16 protein-coding genes are annotated in these 17973 nt (G+C 61.0%); 12 read left to right on the top strand and 4 right to left on the bottom strand.

Translation table 11 applies throughout. From position 1 onward, the window contains the following. Positions 1-277 precede the first annotated feature (277 nt). From guaB to HP556_RS05630, 3 genes are all read left to right on the top strand, one after another. Complete coding sequence (gene guaB / locus HP556_RS05640; protein ID WP_089263865.1) at positions 278-1765, top strand: IMP dehydrogenase; 1488 nt, start codon at positions 278-280, stop codon at positions 1763-1765. Positions 1766-2011: 246 nt separating this feature from the next. Further along, positions 2012-2638 (top strand): hypothetical protein, encoded by a 627-nt coding sequence (locus HP556_RS05635; RefSeq protein ID WP_089263866.1) that lies wholly within the window; start codon positions 2012-2014, stop codon positions 2636-2638. A gap of 87 nt (positions 2639-2725) precedes the next feature. Then, a complete protein-coding gene (locus HP556_RS05630; protein ID WP_175366217.1) occupies positions 2726-3748 on the top strand; it encodes an NADP-dependent oxidoreductase in 1023 nt (340 codons plus the stop codon). A 24-nt stretch (positions 3749-3772) separates the two neighbouring features. Here the strand turns inward: HP556_RS05630 and HP556_RS05625 are convergent, their stop codons facing one another. Together HP556_RS05625 and HP556_RS05620 are read right to left on the bottom strand one after the other, a co-directional pair. Further along, complete coding sequence (locus tag HP556_RS05625) at positions 3773-4624, bottom strand: metallophosphoesterase family protein (protein ID WP_175366216.1); 852 nt, start codon at positions 4622-4624, stop codon at positions 3773-3775. Positions 4625-4694: 70 nt separating this feature from the next. Continuing rightward, on the bottom strand, positions 4695-5348 hold the full coding sequence (locus tag HP556_RS05620; RefSeq protein ID WP_244628548.1) for an acriflavin resistance protein: 654 nt from the start codon (positions 5346-5348) through the stop codon (positions 4695-4697). 224 nt (positions 5349-5572) lie between these two features. On the opposite strand from HP556_RS05620, the gene HP556_RS05615 reads away from it, so the two are divergent. The 6 genes from HP556_RS05615 to HP556_RS05590 all read left to right on the top strand — a co-directional run bounded on the left by HP556_RS05615 (position 5573) and on the right by HP556_RS05590 (position 11864). Next, positions 5573-5923, top strand: coding sequence for a hypothetical protein (locus tag HP556_RS05615; protein ID WP_175366215.1), 351 nt, complete (start codon positions 5573-5575; stop codon positions 5921-5923). Positions 5924-5963: 40 nt separating this feature from the next. Continuing rightward, on the top strand, positions 5964-7262 hold the full coding sequence (locus tag HP556_RS05610) for an RsmB/NOP family class I SAM-dependent RNA methyltransferase (protein ID WP_175366214.1): 1299 nt from the start codon (positions 5964-5966) through the stop codon (positions 7260-7262). A gap of 180 nt (positions 7263-7442) precedes the next feature. Next, a complete protein-coding gene (gene guaA / locus HP556_RS05605; RefSeq protein WP_175366213.1) occupies positions 7443-9050 on the top strand; it encodes a glutamine-hydrolyzing GMP synthase in 1608 nt (535 codons plus the stop codon). A 56-nt stretch (positions 9051-9106) separates the two neighbouring features. Then, entirely contained in the window at positions 9107-9718 is a 612-nt protein-coding gene (locus tag HP556_RS05600; RefSeq protein ID WP_175366212.1) for a hypothetical protein, read from the top strand. A gap of 365 nt (positions 9719-10083) precedes the next feature. After that, entirely contained in the window at positions 10084-11127 is a 1044-nt protein-coding gene (locus HP556_RS05595; protein WP_175366211.1) for a hypothetical protein, read from the top strand. After that, entirely contained in the window at positions 11124-11864 is a 741-nt protein-coding gene (locus HP556_RS05590; protein ID WP_175366210.1) for a hypothetical protein, read from the top strand. Before HP556_RS05595 ends, HP556_RS05590 begins: the two co-directional genes overlap by 4 nt. A gap of 333 nt (positions 11865-12197) precedes the next feature. Here the strand turns inward: HP556_RS05590 and HP556_RS05585 are convergent, their stop codons facing one another. Both HP556_RS05585 and HP556_RS05580 read right to left on the bottom strand, forming a co-directional pair. Beyond that, entirely contained in the window at positions 12198-12797 is a 600-nt protein-coding gene (locus HP556_RS05585) for an NADPH-dependent F420 reductase (RefSeq protein WP_246297414.1), read from the bottom strand. Positions 12798-12813: 16 nt separating this feature from the next. Continuing rightward, entirely contained in the window at positions 12814-13548 is a 735-nt protein-coding gene (locus HP556_RS05580; RefSeq protein WP_175366208.1) for an SDR family NAD(P)-dependent oxidoreductase, read from the bottom strand. A gap of 260 nt (positions 13549-13808) precedes the next feature. On the opposite strand from HP556_RS05580, the gene HP556_RS05575 reads away from it, so the two are divergent. The 3 genes from HP556_RS05575 (at position 13809) to HP556_RS30560 (ending at position 17943) form a co-directional block, all read left to right on the top strand. Continuing rightward, a complete protein-coding gene (locus HP556_RS05575; protein ID WP_175366207.1) occupies positions 13809-14705 on the top strand; it encodes a LysR family transcriptional regulator in 897 nt (298 codons plus the stop codon). Positions 14706-15017: 312 nt separating this feature from the next. Beyond that, complete coding sequence (locus HP556_RS05570; protein WP_175366206.1) at positions 15018-17804, top strand: bifunctional aconitate hydratase 2/2-methylisocitrate dehydratase; 2787 nt, start codon at positions 15018-15020, stop codon at positions 17802-17804. Beyond that, a complete protein-coding gene (locus tag HP556_RS30560; protein WP_420878645.1) occupies positions 17776-17943 on the top strand; it encodes a GMP synthase (glutamine-hydrolyzing) in 168 nt (55 codons plus the stop codon). Before HP556_RS05570 ends, HP556_RS30560 begins: the two co-directional genes overlap by 29 nt. Positions 17944-17973: the final 30 nt, after the last annotated feature.

The following is a 17973-nucleotide window of genomic DNA, read 5'->3' as shown; positions in this document are numbered from 1 at the left end:
TGCGGGCGCTTTAACATCCTGCCGGGGCGTGGGCTATTGCGAGAGGCCGAATACCTCCTAAATCATCCGTGACTGCACCCGCCCGGCTGAAGGCCGAAAACGCTTAAAATCCCTGTGCATGGCAGCCAAACGCTTTGATTTCGCGCAGCAGCATGCTATCGACCACCGCCAATCCTACTTATGGGTTCAGATTCGACGACGGTGTCCTGCGCCGCCGTCGAATTGGTGCATCCAGAGGTTTCTACCGCGATCCCGAGGTCGCCGCATGGAGTTGGCAATGGCAGTCGTTCAGAAGATCCGCGAAGCGTACACGTTCGATGACGTTCTGCTGAAGCCCGGCCTGTCGGACATCCTGCCTTCCGACGCCGATATCCGCTCCCACGCCACCCGTGCCATTCCGCTCAATATTCCGATCATCGCATCGGCGATGGATACCGTCACCGAGGCCCGCATGGCGATCGCCATGGCGCAGGCCGGCGGTCTCGGCGTGATCCACCGCAACTTCGATCCGGAGGGCCAGGCCGCGCAGGTCCGGCAGGTCAAGAAGTACGAATCCGGCATGGTGGTAAATCCGCTCACCATCGGCCCCGATGCCAAGCTGGCCGAAGCGCTGGCGCTGATGAGTGAGCACGGCTTCTCCGGCATTCCCGTCGTCACCGGTGCGAGCAAGGACGTCCCCGGCAAGCTGGTCGGCATTCTCACCAATCGCGACGTGCGCTTCGCCAGCAATCCGAACCAGAAAATTTCCGAACTGATGACGCACGAGAATCTCGTGACCGTGCGCGAAGGCGTCAGCCAGGATGAAGCCAAGCGCATGCTGCACAAGCATCGCATCGAGAAGCTGCTGGTCGTCGACGATCAGTATCGCTGCGTCGGCCTGATCACCGTGAAGGACATGGACAAGGCCGTCGCGCATCCCCTTGCCAGCAAGGACGCGCAGGGCCGTCTGCGTGTAGCTGCCGCAACCACTGTGGGCGAGGGTGGTTTCGAGCGCACCGAACGTCTGATCGATGCGGGCGTCGATGTCGTTGTTGTCGACACCGCGCATGGTCATTCCATGCGCGTGCTGGAAGCCGTGACGCGCATCAAGAAGATTTCGAACTCCGTGCAGGTGATCGCCGGCAACATCGCCACCACCGAAGGCGCGCAGGCGCTGATCGATGCAGGTGCGGATGCGATCAAGGTCGGCATCGGCCCGGGCTCGATCTGCACCACACGCATCGTCGCCGGCGTCGGCGTGCCGCAGCTCACTGCGATCATGGATGCGGTGGAAGCCGCGAAGAAGCACAACATTCCGATCATTGCCGACGGCGGCATCAAATTCTCGGGCGATCTCGCCAAGGCGCTCGCTGCCGGCGCTGACATCGCCATGGTCGGCTCGCTGCTTGCGGGCACCGACGAGACCCCCGGCGAAGTGTTCCTGTGGCAGGGCCGTTCCTACAAGGCCTATCGCGGCATGGGTTCGGTTGGCGCCATGGCCCGCGGCTCGGCGGATCGCTACTTCCAGCAGGACATCAAGGACACGCTCAAGCTGGTGCCGGAAGGCATCGAGGGCCAGGTGCCCTATAAGGGCCCGGTGGCCAATGTGATGCATCAGCTCGCCGGTGGCCTGCGCGCCGCCATGGGCTATGTCGGTGCCAAGACGCTGACCGAATTCCACGACAAGGCGGAATTCGTCCGCATCACCAGTGCCGGACTGCGTGAAAGTCACGTGCATGACGTGACGATTACCCGCGAAAGCCCGAACTATCCGGGCGGAGCTTAACTATACCGGGCACTATTGCGGTGCCGCATAGGCATCGCTGCCTAAATTGAGCCCCACAGATCGGCGAAAACGCGCTATTGTTCGCGCGTCACGTGCGCTGTCGGCTATGGATGTCCCGATATGGATTTCCAGGGCCGGACGAACCCGGCCGCGGAGGTTGGCTCCGTGTCGCGTTGTGATGCTCATTTTCGACAATGACCTCGTCACGCGTCGAAGTAACACCCGCAGAAAAGAACGTTGGATACTATGGCCATTGAATGGACGGACGAACGCATTGCGGCTCTCGACACCGCGCAACTGAAAAACCTGCGTGAGAACGCCACACGCCGCGAGGTCACGGCGCTGGTCGAGCTTTGCACCACCGAGCTCGCCAAGCGTAACGCCGACAAGCCGCGCAGGATCGGCCAGCCGCGCAGCGAGGCCAAGCAGTTCGAGCATGACATGTCGGCGGAGCTCGCAACCGTCGGCAAGGCGATGGCCGAGAAATACGATCTCTCCGAAGCGACCGCCAAGGCGAAGTCCGAAGGCGTGAAGGGCTTCAAGGCGCACAAGCTGCTCGGCTCCGATGGCCATGCCAAGCTCGGCGGCATGCAGCGCGACGGCTCGGTTGCAGTGGATCGCTACATCTCCTATCGCCGCGGCACGGATATCGCGTCGCTCAGCGTGTTCCTGCTGAAGGATCAGCCGATCGAGGCGCATGAATTTCAGGTGATCGCACCGCTGACGATGCTCGACGGCGGCAAGCCCGTGGCTGAAATCCGTCCGACGGCAACGGCGGCGCAGAAGCAGTCGGCCGACGGCGGTCTGTCCTTCAAGGATCTCGACAGCGCAGCTGCAGCATTCGACAAGGTGCTGGCGAAGATCACTGCCTGATATTTGCCGGTTTACGTTTTGAATGCGGCGCGCGATCATCGCGCGCCGCATTTTTTTGCGATCAAGAAAGAGAAACGGAGAAGTCCCATGTCAGCAGCCAAACGCGTCGTTCTCGCATCGCGCCCACACGGTGAGCCCGGCCCATCGAATTTCCGTATCGAGGATTATGCGGTGCCGACGCCGGGTGAGGGCGAAGTGCTGCTGCGCACGATCTGGCTGTCGCTCGATCCCTATATGCGCGGCCGCATGAATGACGGCCCGTCCTATGCCGCGCCGGTGCCAGTGGATGGCGTGATGGAAGGCGGCACCGTGTGCGAGGTGATCGCCTCGAACAATCCGGGTTTTGCCAAGGGCGATATCGTGCTCGCCCATGCCGGCTGGCAGACCCATGCGATCTCCGACGGCAAAGGCCTGCGCAAACTCGATCCGAAGCTGGCACCGATCTCGACGGCCGTCGGCATTCTCGGCATGCCGGGCATGACCGCCTATACGGGCCTGCTTGCCATTGGAAATCCGCAGGCCGGCGAGACAGTGGTCGTTGCCGCAGCCTCCGGCGCGGTCGGCTCTGCGGTCGGCCAGATTGCGAAGATCAAGGGCGCACGTGCCATCGGTATCGCGGGCGGTGCTGACAAGTGCCGTTATGTGAAGGAGGAGCTCGGCTTCGACGAATGCCTCGATCATCGCGATCCGGATTTTCCGGCGAAGCTGAAGGCTGCATGCCCGGGCGGCATCGACGTGTATTTCGAAAATGTCGGCGGCGCTGTGTTCGAGGCGGTGTTTCCGCTGCTGAACTTCTTCGCGCGCATTCCGGTTTGCGGATTGATCGCACAATACAACGATACGACGTCGGAGGCGCCGAAATGGGCCGGCGCGATGATGCGCAACGTGCTCACCAAGCGCCTCAACTTCCGCGGCTTCATCGTGCGCGACTTCGCATCGATGCATGGCGACTTCCTGCGCGACATGTCGCAATGGGTGCGCGAGGGCAAGGTGAAGTACAAGGAGCACGTCACCGAAGGTCTCGACAATGCGCCGACAGCCTTCATGGGGCTGCTGAAGGGCGCGAATTTCGGCAAGCAGCTGGTGCGCGTCGGCGCCGACAAAGCGTAAGGCGAATACGCCTTCAGGCTGTCATCACTGCGGGCGCACCGTGCCGTCCGCATTGATGACGGTGAACAGATCGATGTCGGTCTGGCCCGGCGCGCGGCGGTGGCGAACTTCAAAGCCGTCGGGCTGGAAACTGTATTCCACAAGCCCGACTTCCTTGACGCCGATCGTCTCCTGCCTGTCCTCCGGACCAATGATGAAACTACTTGAGGGCGCCCAGATGTGCCTGACGCCGCGCCATATGTAGTCGCGCCGCTGGTGCACATGACCACAGGCGACGAGCCGCAGATCGACAGGGTCAAGCAGATCGATGAGACGACGGCGCGCCGGCATCGGGACATAGCGGATCGACGTTGCGGCCAGTTCCGGATCGTCCGGGGCATTCAGAAATAGCGGCTTGTGGATGAACAGCGCCAGCGGCCGTCCGTTCAGGCCCGCCAGTTGCGAGGCGAGCCAGTCGAACTGCTCCTCTTCGTAGGCGAGCCCGCTATTCATGATCAACGAATTCAGGCCGATGAAGCACCAGCCGGCCGCGTTGAAGCGCCAGTGGTCGTGTCCAAAGACCGACACGAATGCCTGCCGGTTCTGCTCGGAAATCAGCTGGCTTGGCGGCGGGGCGACCAGAGTCGGATTGTCGCCGATGTCGTGATTGCCCGGCAGATAGCGGCAGGCGACGGGAAGGGCGTCATGCTGTGACCTGGCGAAGGCGAGGTCATCGGGGTGGCCCGGGCCATCGAAGGCAAGGTCGCCGCTATTGATGACGAGGTCTGGCTTTGCCGCGTCGATGAACGCGCAGACGCGCTGGAAATTTGCGACGAATTGCGGAAAGCCCGCGCTAAGATGCGTATCGGTGATCTGGATCAGGCGGAATTCGGACATGGCTGGAACTCCTCTGGCGGGGAGTGTAGCCATCTCGGATGTCAGTCAGATGGCTCGGGCGACCGAAAGGTTAGATCACGCGATATCTGATTGCATAGCCGTCGTTGGCGCGGGCCGTCTTGCCTGCACGGGCTGAGGCGATCACCTGATCGACCAGATGCCACGGGCTGAATTCAGTCGAGTGGCTCGGGCTTGCGGCCAGACGCAGTTTGAAGATCAGCGGTGCTTCGCCGGGCACATTCACGATCATCACTCGCTGCGCGGTGCGAAATTTCAGCGGCACCGTACCCCTGAGAATGCTCTCGCCCTTGTTCGTGAAAGTCGGGCCTTCGCTGATGGCGGCGAGGGCCTGGTTGCGGTCGGTATGCAATTCGATCTGCGTGGCTTCCGCGATGATCTTCGCCGCGACCGCGTCGGGCAGGCGGATTTCGAATTCGACGGCGGGTCTGGTCGGATTGATGCCGAGATAGCCCAGTGCCGTGTGGCGCATGTCGGTGGCGGCGAAGGCCAGGAGGCCCAGCACGGCCAGCGCCGCGACGCCGTGGTGGACCACGTCATGGACCGAGCGATACCGGGCTCGGAAATAGAGATTCAGCAGGATGGCCACCGCGAGCGCTGCGGCGGCGCCAGCCAGGGTGGACATCATGAGGCCGGCCCAGCTGTCCGGGTCGCCGGGCGTCAGCATCGCAAAGAGCTCATCGAGATAGGCCATGGCAGGGCTCACGGGCAGAACTCTTGAGGGTGGCGCGCCGCCGGGCAGCGCCTGCAAATGGGTGTCGAGGGCGGCCCAGCCGGTTCAATGGAACCCGTGATGGAGCCGGCATGGAACTCGTATGGAACTCTTGGGCCGGTTAATCGTCATGTTCCAAGGGGCGGGTCTGTAGCGCGAGCGGGGTGCCGCGCGGCTCTGAATTCCGGCCTTGAACTCCCATGGCTGAGGAAATTTCAATGTCGATTCAATGGGTTTTGTTGCCGGTCTTCGTGCTGGTGGCGATTACGCTGGGCATGTTCTTCTGGACCGGCCGGCGCGGCGGCCTGCTGAGCCGCAACGACGCCGGCGATCTGCCGAATACCGCTCCGCAGCTCGACCTGCTGTTCTATGCGCTGATCGCCATCGGCCTGCCGCTGCGTAAGATCGATCTGGTGCTGGTCTGCCTGTCCTGGATCTTCGTCATCGCCCGCTTCGTGGGCGCCGGGTTCATTGCCAATAGCCGGGGATCGCAGGCCTGGCTCGCCAGCGCGCTTGTGTTGTTGGCGATGTGGTTCTACTTCGCGCTACGGATGCTTCTTCTGATCTGATCGGGGGCGGTGTCGCGCCTCTCTCCGTTGAAAGATTGCCATGACTCCCGCCGCCCGCCTCTCCGCCGCGATCGAAGTGATCGAGGCCATTGACACCCAGCGTGTCCCCGCCGCCAAGGCGCTGAAGGAATGGGGCACCGCGCACCGCTTCGCCGGCTCCGGCGACCGGGCCGGGATTTCCGGGTTGGTCTGGGACGTGCTGCGGCGGCGGGCCTCCAGCGCCTGGATCATGGACGACGATACGTCGCGGGCGCGGCTGCTCGGCATGCTCAAGGCCGAGCGCAGGATGGATGTCGATACGATTGCCGCGCTCTGTGACGGCAGCGGTTTTGCGCCGGCGCCGCTGTCTGACGCGGAGCGCTCGGCGCTGGCGTCGCGCACGGTGGCGGATGCACCGGCGCATATCGCCGGTGATTATCCGGAATGGCTCGATGGCCAGCTGGCCGATGTATTTGGCGACGATCGCGTGGCGGAAGCCACCGCCATGGCCAGCCGTGCGCCGCTGGACCTGCGCGTCAACACGCTGAAGGCCAAGCGCGAGAAGGTGCTGGGCTCGCTGCGCCATCTCGGGGCCACCGAGACGCCGTGGTCACCGCTGGGGCTGCGGATCGATCTCGGCGCCGACGCGCGCAATCCCGGCATCCATGCCGAGGAGGATTTCATCAAGGGCGGCATCGAGGTGCAGGACGAGGGCTCGCAGCTCGCAGCATTGCTGTCCGGCGCCAAGCCCGGCGAACAGGTCATCGATCTCTGCGCCGGAGCCGGCGGCAAGACGCTGGCGCTGGCGGCGATGATGCAGGGCAAGGGCCGGCTGATCGCTACCGATGCCGACAAGCGCCAGCTGGCGCCGATCCACGAGCGCCTGTCGCGCGCCGGCATCCACAATGCCGATATCCGCACCCCGAAGGGCCCGGATGATACGCTCAGCGACATCCACAACTCCGCGGACCTCGTGCTGATCGATGCGCCCTGCACCGGCACGGGTACCTGGCGCCGCAATCCCGACGCCAAATGGCGGATGCGGCCGGGCGCCCTCGAGGTCCGGATCAAGGACCAGGCCGAGGTCCTCGACCGCGCGGTGGCGCTGGTGAAGCCGGGTGGCCGGATCGCCTATGTGACCTGTTCGGTGCTTCCCCAGGAAAACCGCGACCAGATCCGCGCCTTTACCGCCCGGCAGCCGGAGTTTTCGGTGGTGCCGCCGGCGCAGGTGATGTCGGTGCTGTGGGACAAATCCGAGGATTTCGCGGCCGCGACGTATCAGAGCCCGGAAGGCCTGCTGATGACCCCGCGCCGGACCGGAACGGACGGGTTTTTCGTGAGTGTTTTGAGACGCCAATAGGTCGGCTAGAGCCTATCCGGCGTCATTGCGAGCGGAGCGAAGCAATCCAGAAAGCCACAAAGAAGAACTGGATTGCTTCGTCGCAAGGGCTCCTCGCAATGACGGGGATAGAGCGGTGCAGGGCTGCCATGAAGCCTTTTCAGCCTTGCGACCCCGCGTTGAGTCGCGTAATTCCTCGCTATGACAGCCCCCAGCAAACCCTCATCTTCGCCCGCCGATCCGTCACCCCATGTGGCTTCGGCGCATGACAAGATTCTGATCGTCGATTTCGGCTCTCAGGTGACGCAGCTGATCGCGCGGCGCGTCCGCGAGGAGGGCGTCTATTCCGAGATCGTGCCGTTCAACAAGGCGGAGGCTGCCTTCGCCGAAATGAAGCCGAAGGCCGTGATCCTGTCCGGTGGCCCGGCCTCGGTGCTCGACGACAATGCGCCGTCGGCGCCGCTGTCGATCCTCACCGCTGGCGTGCCGGTGCTGGGCATCTGCTACGGCGAACAGACCATGGCGCAGCAGCTCGGCGGCACCGTCGAGGCCGGCCATCATCGCGAATTCGGCCGCGCCGCGATCGAGATCACCGACACCTGCGCGCTGTTCGACGGGGTGTGGGAAGTGGGTGGCAAATACGACGTCTGGATGAGCCATGGCGACCGCGTCACCAAGATGCCCGAGGGTTTTCGCGCCGTCGCCAAGGCGCCGGGCTCGCCGATCTCGATCATCGCCGACGACACCAGAAAATTCTATGCGATGCAGTTTCATCCGGAAGTGGCGCATACGCCCGATGGCGCGAAACTGATCCACAACTTCGTGCGCAACATCGCCGGCTTCACCGGCGACTGGACCATGCGCGCCTTCCGTGAGGAAGCGATCGAGAAGATCCGCGCCCAGGTCGGCAAGGGCAAGGTGATCTGCGGTCTCTCCGGCGGTGTCGACTCTGCCGTCGCTGCCGTACTGATTCATGAGGCGATCGGCGATCAGCTCACTTGCGTATTCGTCGATCACGGCATGCTGCGCAAGGACGAGGCCAAGACCGTCGTCGATCTGTTCCGGCACCACTACAACATTCCGCTGGTGCATGTGGACGCATCGAAGACGTTCCTCGGCGAACTCGAAGGCGTCACCGATCCCGAAGTGAAGCGCAAGACCATCGGCCGCTTGTTCATCGACGTGTTCGACACTGAGGCCAAGAAGATCGGCGGCGCGGACTTCCTCGCGCAGGGCACGCTGTATCCCGACGTAATCGAGAGCGTGTCCTTCACCGGCGGACCTTCAGTCACCATCAAGTCGCATCACAATGTCGGCGGGCTTCCGGCACGCATGAACATGAAGCTGGTCGAGCCGCTGCGCGAACTGTTCAAGGACGAGGTCCGCGATCTCGGCCGCGAACTCGGCCTGCCGGATATCTTTGTCGGCCGTCATCCGTTCCCCGGACCGGGCCTCGCGATCCGCTGCCCCGGCGAGATCACCCGCGAAAAGCTCGACATCCTCAGAGAGGCCGACGCCGTCTATATCGACCAGATCCGCAAGGCCGATCTCTACGACACCATCTGGCAGGCCTTCGCCGTCCTATTGCCGGTGAAGACCGTGGGCGTGATGGGCGACGGCCGCACCTACGAATACGTCGTCGGCCTGCGCGCCGTGACATCGACCGACGGCATGACCGCCGACTTCTATGCGTTCGATATGAAGTTTCTCGGCGAGACCGCGACACGCATCATCAACGAGGTGAAGGGCGTCAACCGCGTGGTGTATGACATCACGAGCAAGCCGCCGGGGACGATTGAGTGGGAGTAGGGGGCGTCTGATATCGGCTTAGGGGCTATGGTCCAGCGGAACAAAGGAATGTTTGAATGGAATCGGGCCGTTCACCGTATGGAGACGCGCCCGGGCTCGAAGATTTGGACTTCTCTGGCCTCACGGAAATTGACGCTGACAACGTGAAGACTGCGATTGCTCGTGGTCAGAATTTTCAAGGTTATATCCCGGCAGACGGCTTAAGCTTTATAATTCGCAATTACAGAATACTTTCAAAGTTGGGTTGCCTGGAGGCGCCTTGGCTTGACGCTTACGTGCACACTTCTCATTTCCACGAGTGGGGATTTTCGCTCATCAAAGACGTATTCGACGCTTGCGACCGCAATCGTCTCCTAGAGCTAAAGCCATTAGGCCTAACAGTTGCTCCATTTGCGAGCGAGCGATTCACTTTGTTCCGTGGTTGCGCTGGCCCGGTGCATAGCATGGGAATGTCGTGGACACCTTCGCTTGACAAGGCGATTTGGTATGCGGCTCATCATGCCGAATTTTACGAAATTGCCAACCTCGCAGTATATGTAACGACAGTGCATATCGCTGAAATCTATTGCCGCCTCGATCACTATGATCAAGATTTCATAGTTTGCCCGAGATATGCATGGCGCGTGGCAGTGCCGGCAGAGGAATTCCGTCTCGATCGACCGCGGTAACAATGCAGAATTGACAACTTGGGTAGGCTTGGCGGTTCTAGATTGGCCAATTGGCGAGATGTATCTTCCGCGAGTGACTTCTTCAGAATTGGTCGTGATCAACCATCCAAGCCTTTAGCTTGTATGTCGAATGGTCGGGGCATGGTTGCGCGAGTTGGGTCAGAGGAAACCCATCGTATTGCGGGAGGCTTGGTCGGTATTGCTTCGTTTCACCTCTCCTTCAGGCTAGGGGAATAACATTGTCCAATATTCTTGACGTGGGGACGATTAAGGCTATTTGGGACGCATTGAGCCGACCTCTTGGAAAGGCGCGCCTACATAGTGGAAGCGAGCTTCTTCGACGCATAGCAAGCGATGGATGGGCTATGCGGGCTGATATCGAAGACATTTTCTATCTCTACGATGCCCGCCTAGACGGAAACGTTGATATTAAGAAACTATGCGCTGTATTCGAGCTTCCCTGGCGAAGAATTTATTACCTGCCAAAGGCACGTTCTAGTTCAGTTTCTGGTTTCCATGCATTGGCCGCGGCAGATGTCGCCGAGCTTCTGATTCAATTGGAGCGACTCGGTTTTGCACTCGACCCAATGCCTTTGGTCGAGGCATTGATGCCGAGTATCAAGTCTCTCCGTCGCATCACTGAAGCCCAACTCTCGATTCTTTGGTTTGCCAAGAACCGTCATAAGATGGCTCCCCAAGCGCTTGAGGTCGAGGGGCGTGCGACGTTTGCAACGAAGATTGAGCGGCTGCGGATGTCCAGCGGGTACAAAGCAGAGCTTTGGTGGGGCGATGCCGGTGAGCCTCTCTTGTTGTCGGTCGACGCTCCAAGATTTCGTCGACGTGCCTCTCCGAAAGAAACAGTCTGCGCGCAATGTGGATACACTTGGTTTAAAGGAGATCCGGATGCGAGCGCAAATCATCGAAGAGAGCATAAGTTGCGAATGAGAGTGCTCAATCCAGAACCTCTTTCGCAACTAGCTCAAGCCCGGCTGACTGATTCAGAGCCCGAATTGGTAACAGCTACATCTCCAGCTTGGAAGCATCGAGAAATTTACGAAAGGGCTCGCTTCTTTCGACGTGAGTTCGGCTATGATTTTGTTCAATGGGACAGCAGCGACGGCGATAGCGATCCGAATGTTCACGGATTTCTCTTTCTCAACGAACGAGATTTAATAGTGGGTGCTTGTGCGTTTCGCTTGCGCGATCAAACCAGTGGCAAGAATTGGGGACTTCAGTGGGTTTGGGTGTGTCCGATGTTTCGAAGAACCGGCGTGCTCGCAAGATACTGGGGCTATTTTAGAAAGCGTTTTGGTGATTTTGATGTTGAGGGACCAGTTTCGCCAGCTATGCAAGCATTCGCTGTAAAGCAGGGTGACACGGTTCTTCTCGGATACAATCCGAGCCTATGACTAGGAATAACGCCATTGAGGGGGCTATCAGCACCCTCGCAAATACCATGCGCTTATATGTCGAAGCTCAAATGCGGTTCGGGAGCCTATTCAAGATTGATCGCGAAGAGGCAATCAACAATCTGGACCGTGCCTTCGAAGCGAAGCTGGAGGCGTTCCACACCCTCTACGATGTTTCCAAGGGACTTTTCCCGTTTTTTGATCATGGCGATTCGACGTTTCTCATCGCTATGCGGAATGCGATCCATCATCGCGACCACCCGCTGTTTTGTAGTCTCTTTTCGCGGCTCTTCCTTGAGGGAATTCCTTCGCGATGGCTGGGCGCTTCCTTTCTTCTGGCAACTTATCCGACGCTTCATGGCGCGCCGATTTTCATGCGCCACTACTTTAGGCTGGATGACTTCTATGCCCGCTTCGATCCGAACCTAGCTTCGCCCCACCTCGATACATCCTTGAGAGGCGATAAAGCGGAGCAAAGATTCAAGCTGATCGATCGGCAACTTGGGCTTGCGGTGATCAGACAGAAGGGCGCCAGCGAGCGCTATCCTGGAGACCAGATTTATCTGGATGTTGTCCCTATTTTCACGTCAGCCGTCTGTCGAGTTTTCAAGGTGATGAAGGGAGCGGGTATAGCGTTTAGAGGATATGACGCCGAGGTTTATAGAGACCCGTTCACATCGGAGATCGAGGTTGATCTCAACAATCCGATCTTCACGGTATCGCGTATCGGCTTGTGACTGCGCAGAGCCGATCGCGTAATGGCGGCGTACGAAGGTTCGGGCATTACGGTGACATTGCACTCAATACGAGAGCCGATCGCTGTTTAGAATGACAACCAACCAGCGAACATATTTAGTCAACTCGACTTCGCTCCTACGTCAGACAAAAGGCACTGCCATGCGCGAGTGAATTTCGCGATGCCAAGGCCGAGTTCTCCCGGTTGTCGACGCGGCGGTAGAGGGCAAGCCTGCGGTCGTCGCGGCCAGTGCGCAGGGCGGATTAGCCGCAAGGCGTAATCCGCCCGCTCCGTCGGGCGTCTCCCCGCTCTTCGAATGGCGCCCGTACGCCGATCACTGCTCCTTCTTGAACAAATCCTGGAAGATCAGCGGACCCCAGGTGCGGCCGCGTGCGTGCACCAGCGCGCCACCTTCGTTGAGCTTTCCCAGCTTGACGGGTGCGAAGCCGAGTTGTTTGGCCAAATCCGCCACGGGAGCGATCGCATCCTCGTCGTCACCAGACAGAAAGACGACCCGGTGGCCGCCCTCGACGATCGGATCGGTCGCCAGTGTGGCTGCAATCAGGTGATTGAAGCCTTTGACGAGCCTGGCGCCGGTGAACGACTTCGCAACGAAGGCGGAGGACGGCAGACCGTCCAGCTCTTCAGGGACTGGAAACGCGTTCATCGCGTCGATGACCGTCTTGCCTTTCCAGTTCGGCAGGGCCTTCGCAACCTCGCGATGCTCGCCGAACGGGACCGCCAGGATGATCGTGTCGGCCTCGAGTGCATCCCACAGCGACTTGGCGACCACCGTGGGTCCAATCGCCCGAGCCTGTGTCGCCAACGCCTCGGGCGGCCGGCGGCTCGCGACGGTCACCTCGATGTTCTTACGGGCGAAGGCGTGGGCGAGGGCCTGGCCTATCTTGCCGAATCCTATAATCGCGTAGCTCATGATGCTTCTCCGATTTTCAGATGGCCGAGAAGCCGCCGTCGACAGACAGCTCCAGCCCATTCACGAAGCTCGAATCGTCTGAAGCAAGAAACAGCGCGACCGCCGCGATTTCCTCGGGACGCCCCATCTTTCCCCGCGGGATCAGGGATTCGAACATCTGCTTCGCCTCCTCGGTGAGGACCTGGTCCTGCATCGGTGTGGCGATCGGCCCGGGGTGCAGCACGTTCACCCGGATATTTCTGCCCTTCAGCTCGTTGAGCCACCCGCGTGCGAATGCGTGCAGCGTCGCCTTGCTCGCGGCATACACGCTGTAACCAGGAAAGCCTTTCAACGACGCAACCGATCCGGTCATGAAGATCGATCCGCCATCATTGAACAGCGGCAGCGCCTTCTGAACCGTAAAGAGCGTGCCGCGCGTATTCAGGCCGAAGGTCGCATCGAAATGCTGCTCGGTGATTTCGCCCAGTGGCACGGCTTCGCCCGTGCCGGCGCTCGCATACAGGATGTCGATCTCTCCCTTTTCCCGCTTGACCGTGTCGAACAGGCGGTCGAGGTCGTCGAGATTGGCCGCGTCGCCGCGCACGCCGGTCACATTCCGGCCAATCAGCTTGATTGCCTCGTCGAGCGCCTCCTGCCTCCGGCCCGTGATGAACACATAGGCGCCTTCTTCGACGAACAGCTTGGCGCTCGCCAGCGCCATGCCGCTCGATCCACCCGTGATGACTGCAACCTTGCCTTCAAGCTTTCCCATAACTTCTCCTGTCGTGGTGTCGGGACTGTCCCCGAGAACCTCGAGATGGGTCTGCCGGCGTCAGGCGTTGAGTGCGGAAGCGCGCACATCGGTGGTGCGAAATCGATCCGGCTGGACGACTAACGCCAGCCGCGGCGATCGGTGTCCGCCGGTCGGAATTGGACCGCGCTCGTCGCCATAGGCTATGATGACAGCCCGTATTGTTGCACCATGTCTGGATACGGGCTTGGAAGGCGCGCCGCACGGTGCGAGATTGCACCATGATCGACTGGGATGACGTTCGCTATTTTCTTGCCGTCGCGCGCGGAGGCTCGGTGCGGGCTGCCGCCGAGCGCCTCGGTGTGAACCACGCGACCGTGTTGCGACGCATCGCCCAGCTCGAGGCACGCCTCGGGGTGCAAATGTTCGAAAAGCTGCCTTCGGGCTACCGCCTGACGACTGCGGGCGAGGAGGTTCTCGAGTTCGCGGACCAGATGGAAGCGTCGTCGCATTTGCTGGAGACGCGCATCTTCGGTCGCGACCAGAGCGCGCGCGGGCTTTTGCGGGTGACGCTTCCACCGTTCCTCGCGACACACCTGCTCATGCCGGATCTCGCCGATTTCGCGCGTATGCATCCGGACATCGAGATGGAAATCATGTCGACCGGCGAGGTGGCAAATCTGACCAACCGAGAGGCCGACGTGGCGATCCGCATTGTCGCCGACCGCAAGACTCTGCCGCTCAATCTTCACGGCCTGAAGGGACCGGAGCTGTTCAGCGGTGTCTACATGTCTCGCGATCGACTAGCCGCGTGGCGTGCGGGCACGCCTGATCCCATCCGGTGGATCGTCATAGACAATCATGGACTCCCGGCCTGGGCGCGCGAGGGAGAGGTTCACACCACGGGAGTTCCGTTCAGGACCCCGGACGCCGAGACGCAGATCGTTGCTGTACGGCAAGGGATCGGGATGACAAAACTGCCGTGCTTCGTCGGAGATGCTGACGCTCTATTGGTGAGGGTGCCGGGCACCGACCTGCCCATGCATGGGACGCTCTGGCTTCTTACACAGGGGGAGACACGCAAGACGAAGCGCGTGCGGCTCTTCACCGAGTTCGTATCCGGAAGGCTCGCCGCATACGCGCCGCTGCTCGCGGGACTGTCCGTATCGCGCGACTGACGCGCGGCGGGTCGCCGACCACCAATTTGCTGACGGTGGCGGGTCAGACCGACCTTTCGGACGTGTCTTCGGAGCGTTTCTTTGCGACAGGTCGGGTGAGAACCAGCATTTCAGCCCGGCAAGCATGCCTGCCGTCATGTTTTGACCGTTGAACGCTGAATTTAAAGGGCTATTTTTACTGCAATGCAGTATCTTGTCAGTCGGTCGCGATTGACGTACTCGAAGCCGAATTCGCCTTTAGACCGGTTTTAACAACAACGGTTGGTGGCGCTGTGTTTCCAGCGTCAACCACCTCATGACGTTGGGATGACGATGAGCCTCTATTCAGATTACCTCGCTGAAATCGAAAGCAGAAAAGCTCAAGGCCTCGCTCCCAAACCGATCGACGACGGCGCGCTCACCGGCGAAATCATCGCCCTGATCAAGGACACCGGCAGCGAATACCGCGCCGACGCCCTGAAATTCTTCATCTACAACACCCTGCCGGGCACCACGAGCGCCGCAGGCGTCAAGGCCGCGTTCCTGAAGGAGATTATCCTCGGTGAGGCGATCGTCCCGGAAATCACGCCGACCTTCGCGCTGGAACTGCTGTCGCACATGAAGGGGGGCCCCTCGATCGGCGTGCTGCTCGACGTCACGCTCGGCAGTGATACCGGGCTTGCGAAGCAGGCCGGTGAAGTTCTGAAGACCCAGTTCTTCCTCTACGACGCCGACATGTTCCGGCTGCGCGATGCCTTCAAGGCGGGCAATGCCGTCGCCAAGGGCGTGCTCGAGAGCTATGCCAAGGCCGAGTTCTTCACCAAGCTCCCGGACGTCGCAGACGAGATTAAGGTCGTGACCTACGTCGCCGCCGAAGGCGATATCTCGACCGACCTGCTGTCGCCCGGCAACCAGGCGCATTCGCGTTCGGACCGTGAGCTGCACGGCCAGTGCATGATGACGCCGCAGGCGCAGCAGGAAATCGTGGCGCTGCAGAAGCAGCATCCCGACAAGCGCGTGATGATGATCGCCGAGAAGGGCACGATGGGCGTGGGCTCGTCGCGCATGTCGGGCGTGAACAACGTGGCGCTGTGGACCGGCAAGCCGGCCAGCCCCTTTGTGCCCTTCGTCAACTTCGCCCCGGTCGTCGCCGGCACCAACGGCATCTCGCCGATTTTTGCGACCACCGTCGACGTCACCGGCGGCATCGGCGTCAATCTCAAGAACTGGGTCAAGAAGCTCGACGCCGACGGCAAGCCGATCCTCAACAACGACGGCAACCCAGTCCTCGAGCAGAAATTTGCGGTCGATACCGGCACCGTGCTGACGCTCGACGCCAAGGGCAAGAAGCTGCGCGACGAAAACGGCAAGGAACTGGTCGACGTCGCTGCCGCCTTCACGCCGCAGAAGATGGAGTTCATGAAGGCCGGCAGCTCCTATGCCATCGTGTTCGGCAAGAAGCTGCAGACCTTTGCCGCCGAAACGCTCGGCGTCGAGCCGACCCCGGTTTTCGCTCCGAACAAGGAGATCTCGGTCGAAGGCCAGGGCCTGACCGCGGTCGAGAAGATCTTCAACCGCAATGCCGTGGGTGTGCTCGGCGGCAAGGTCTTGCATGCGGGCTCGGACGTGCGCGTCAAGGTCAACATCGTCGGCTCGCAGGACACCACTGGCCTGATGACGGCGCAGGAGCTGGAAGCGATGGCGGCCACCGTCATCTCGCCGATCGTCGACGGCGCCTATCAGTCGGGCTGCCACACGGCATCGGTGTGGGACAAGAAGGCGCAGGTCAACATTCCGAAGCTGATGAGCTTCATGAACAATTTCGGCGTGATCACCGCGCGCGATCCCAAGGGTAGCTATCATGCGATGACCGATGTCATCCACAAGGTGCTGAACGACATCACCGTGGATGACTGGGCGATCATCATCGGCGGCGACAGCCACACCCGCATGTCCAAGGGCGTCGCCTTCGGTGCCGACTCCGGCACTGTGGCGCTGGCGCTGGCGACCGGCGAGGCGACCATGCCGATCCCGCAATCGGTCAAGGTGACCTTCAAGGGCGCGATGCAGCCGCATATGGACTTCCGCGACGTGGTCCATGCGACCCAGGCGCAGATGCTCAAGCAATGCGGCGACAATGTTTTCCAGGGCCGGATCATCGAGGTCCATCTCGGCACGCTGCTCGCCGACCAGGCCTTCACCTTCACCGACTGGACGGCCGAGATGAAGGCCAAGGCCTCGATCTGCATCTCGCAGGACGACACGCTGATCGAGTCGCTCGAGATCGCGAAATCGCGCATCCAGATCATGATCGACAAGGGCATGGACAATGCCGCGGGCACGCTGAAGGGCCTGATCGCCAAGGCCGATGCGCGCATCGCCGAAATCCGTTCGGGCGAGAAGCCGGCACTGACGCCGGACGCCAATGCGAAATACTTCGCCGAAGTCGTCGTCGATCTCGATATCATCGACGAGCCGATGATCGCCGATCCCGACGTGAACAATGCCGACGTCTCGCGCCGCTACACCCACGACACGATCCGTCCGATTTCTTATTACGGCGGCACCAAGAAGGTGGACCTCGGCTTCGTGGGCTCGTGCATGGTGCACAAGGGCGACATGAAGATCGTCGCCCAGATGCTCAAGAACATTGAGAAGGCCGAAGGCAAGGTCGCGTTCAACGCGCCGCTGGTCGTCGCCGCCCCAACCTACAACATCATCGACGAGCTGAAGGCCGAAGGGGATTGGGAAATCCTGCAGAAGTATTCCGGCTTCGAATTCGACGATGTGAAGCCGAAGACCGCGAACCGTACCGCCTACGAGAACATCCTCTATCTCGAACGTCCGGGCTGCAACCTGTGCATGGGCAACCAGGAAAAGGCGGAGAAGGGCGATACCGTTCTGGCGACCTCAACCCGTCTGTTCCAGGGCCGCGTCGTGGAAGACACCGCCGAGAAGAAGGGTGAATCGCTGCTAGCCTCGACCCCGGTCGTGGTGCTGTCGGCGATCCTCGGTCGCACGCCGAGCGCCGAGGAATACAAGGCCGCCGTCGAAGGCATCGACCTGACCAAGTTCGCGCCGCCGAAGGTTGGTGCGATGGGCGCCTCCGTCCATTACTAGGGCGGAGGACGAGAGCTGTTCAAGATCGGCGTTGGCAGGTGACTGCCTGTCGCGCCGCAGGGCTGGTACGCGAGCGGGCATCAATCGCGTGGTGTATGACATTACGAGCAAGCCGCCCGGGACGATCGAGTGGGAGTGACGGTGAGCGCCGTCGTCTGATTGTAGTCGA

It is taken from the genome of Tardiphaga robiniae, from assembly GCF_013359755.1.
GTDB lineage: Bacteria > Pseudomonadota > Alphaproteobacteria > Rhizobiales > Xanthobacteraceae > Tardiphaga > Tardiphaga robiniae.
Note: the sequence above shows the minus strand (reverse complement) of the source record. Positions and strands in the feature narration are given on the sequence as shown.

What these genes read in the sequence shown, in the direction of transcription:
- guaB (WP_089263865.1), top strand. Translation starts at nt 278, where the DNA reads ATGGCAGTCGTTCAGAAGATCCGCGAAGCGTACACGTTCGATGACGTT.
- HP556_RS05635 (WP_089263866.1), top strand. Translation starts at nt 2,012, where the DNA reads ATGGCCATTGAATGGACGGACGAACGCATTGCGGCTCTCGACACCGCG.
- HP556_RS05630 (WP_175366217.1), top strand. Translation starts at nt 2,726, where the DNA reads ATGTCAGCAGCCAAACGCGTCGTTCTCGCATCGCGCCCACACGGTGAG.
- HP556_RS05625 (WP_175366216.1), bottom strand. Translation starts at nt 4,624, where the DNA reads ATGTCCGAATTCCGCCTGATCCAGATCACCGATACGCATCTTAGCGCG.
- HP556_RS05615 (WP_175366215.1), top strand. Translation starts at nt 5,573, where the DNA reads ATGTCGATTCAATGGGTTTTGTTGCCGGTCTTCGTGCTGGTGGCGATT.
- HP556_RS05610 (WP_175366214.1), top strand. Translation starts at nt 5,964, where the DNA reads ATGACTCCCGCCGCCCGCCTCTCCGCCGCGATCGAAGTGATCGAGGCC.
- guaA (WP_175366213.1), top strand. Translation starts at nt 7,443, where the DNA reads ATGACAGCCCCCAGCAAACCCTCATCTTCGCCCGCCGATCCGTCACCC.
- HP556_RS05600 (WP_175366212.1), top strand. Translation starts at nt 9,107, where the DNA reads ATGGAATCGGGCCGTTCACCGTATGGAGACGCGCCCGGGCTCGAAGAT.
- HP556_RS05595 (WP_175366211.1), top strand. Translation starts at nt 10,084, where the DNA reads ATGCGGGCTGATATCGAAGACATTTTCTATCTCTACGATGCCCGCCTA.
- HP556_RS05590 (WP_175366210.1), top strand. Translation starts at nt 11,124, where the DNA reads ATGACTAGGAATAACGCCATTGAGGGGGCTATCAGCACCCTCGCAAAT.
- HP556_RS05585 (WP_246297414.1), bottom strand. Translation starts at nt 12,797, where the DNA reads ATGAGCTACGCGATTATAGGATTCGGCAAGATAGGCCAGGCCCTCGCC.
- HP556_RS05580 (WP_175366208.1), bottom strand. Translation starts at nt 13,548, where the DNA reads ATGGGAAAGCTTGAAGGCAAGGTTGCAGTCATCACGGGTGGATCGAGC.
- HP556_RS05575 (WP_175366207.1), top strand. Translation starts at nt 13,809, where the DNA reads ATGATCGACTGGGATGACGTTCGCTATTTTCTTGCCGTCGCGCGCGGA.
- HP556_RS05570 (WP_175366206.1), top strand. Translation starts at nt 15,018, where the DNA reads ATGAGCCTCTATTCAGATTACCTCGCTGAAATCGAAAGCAGAAAAGCT.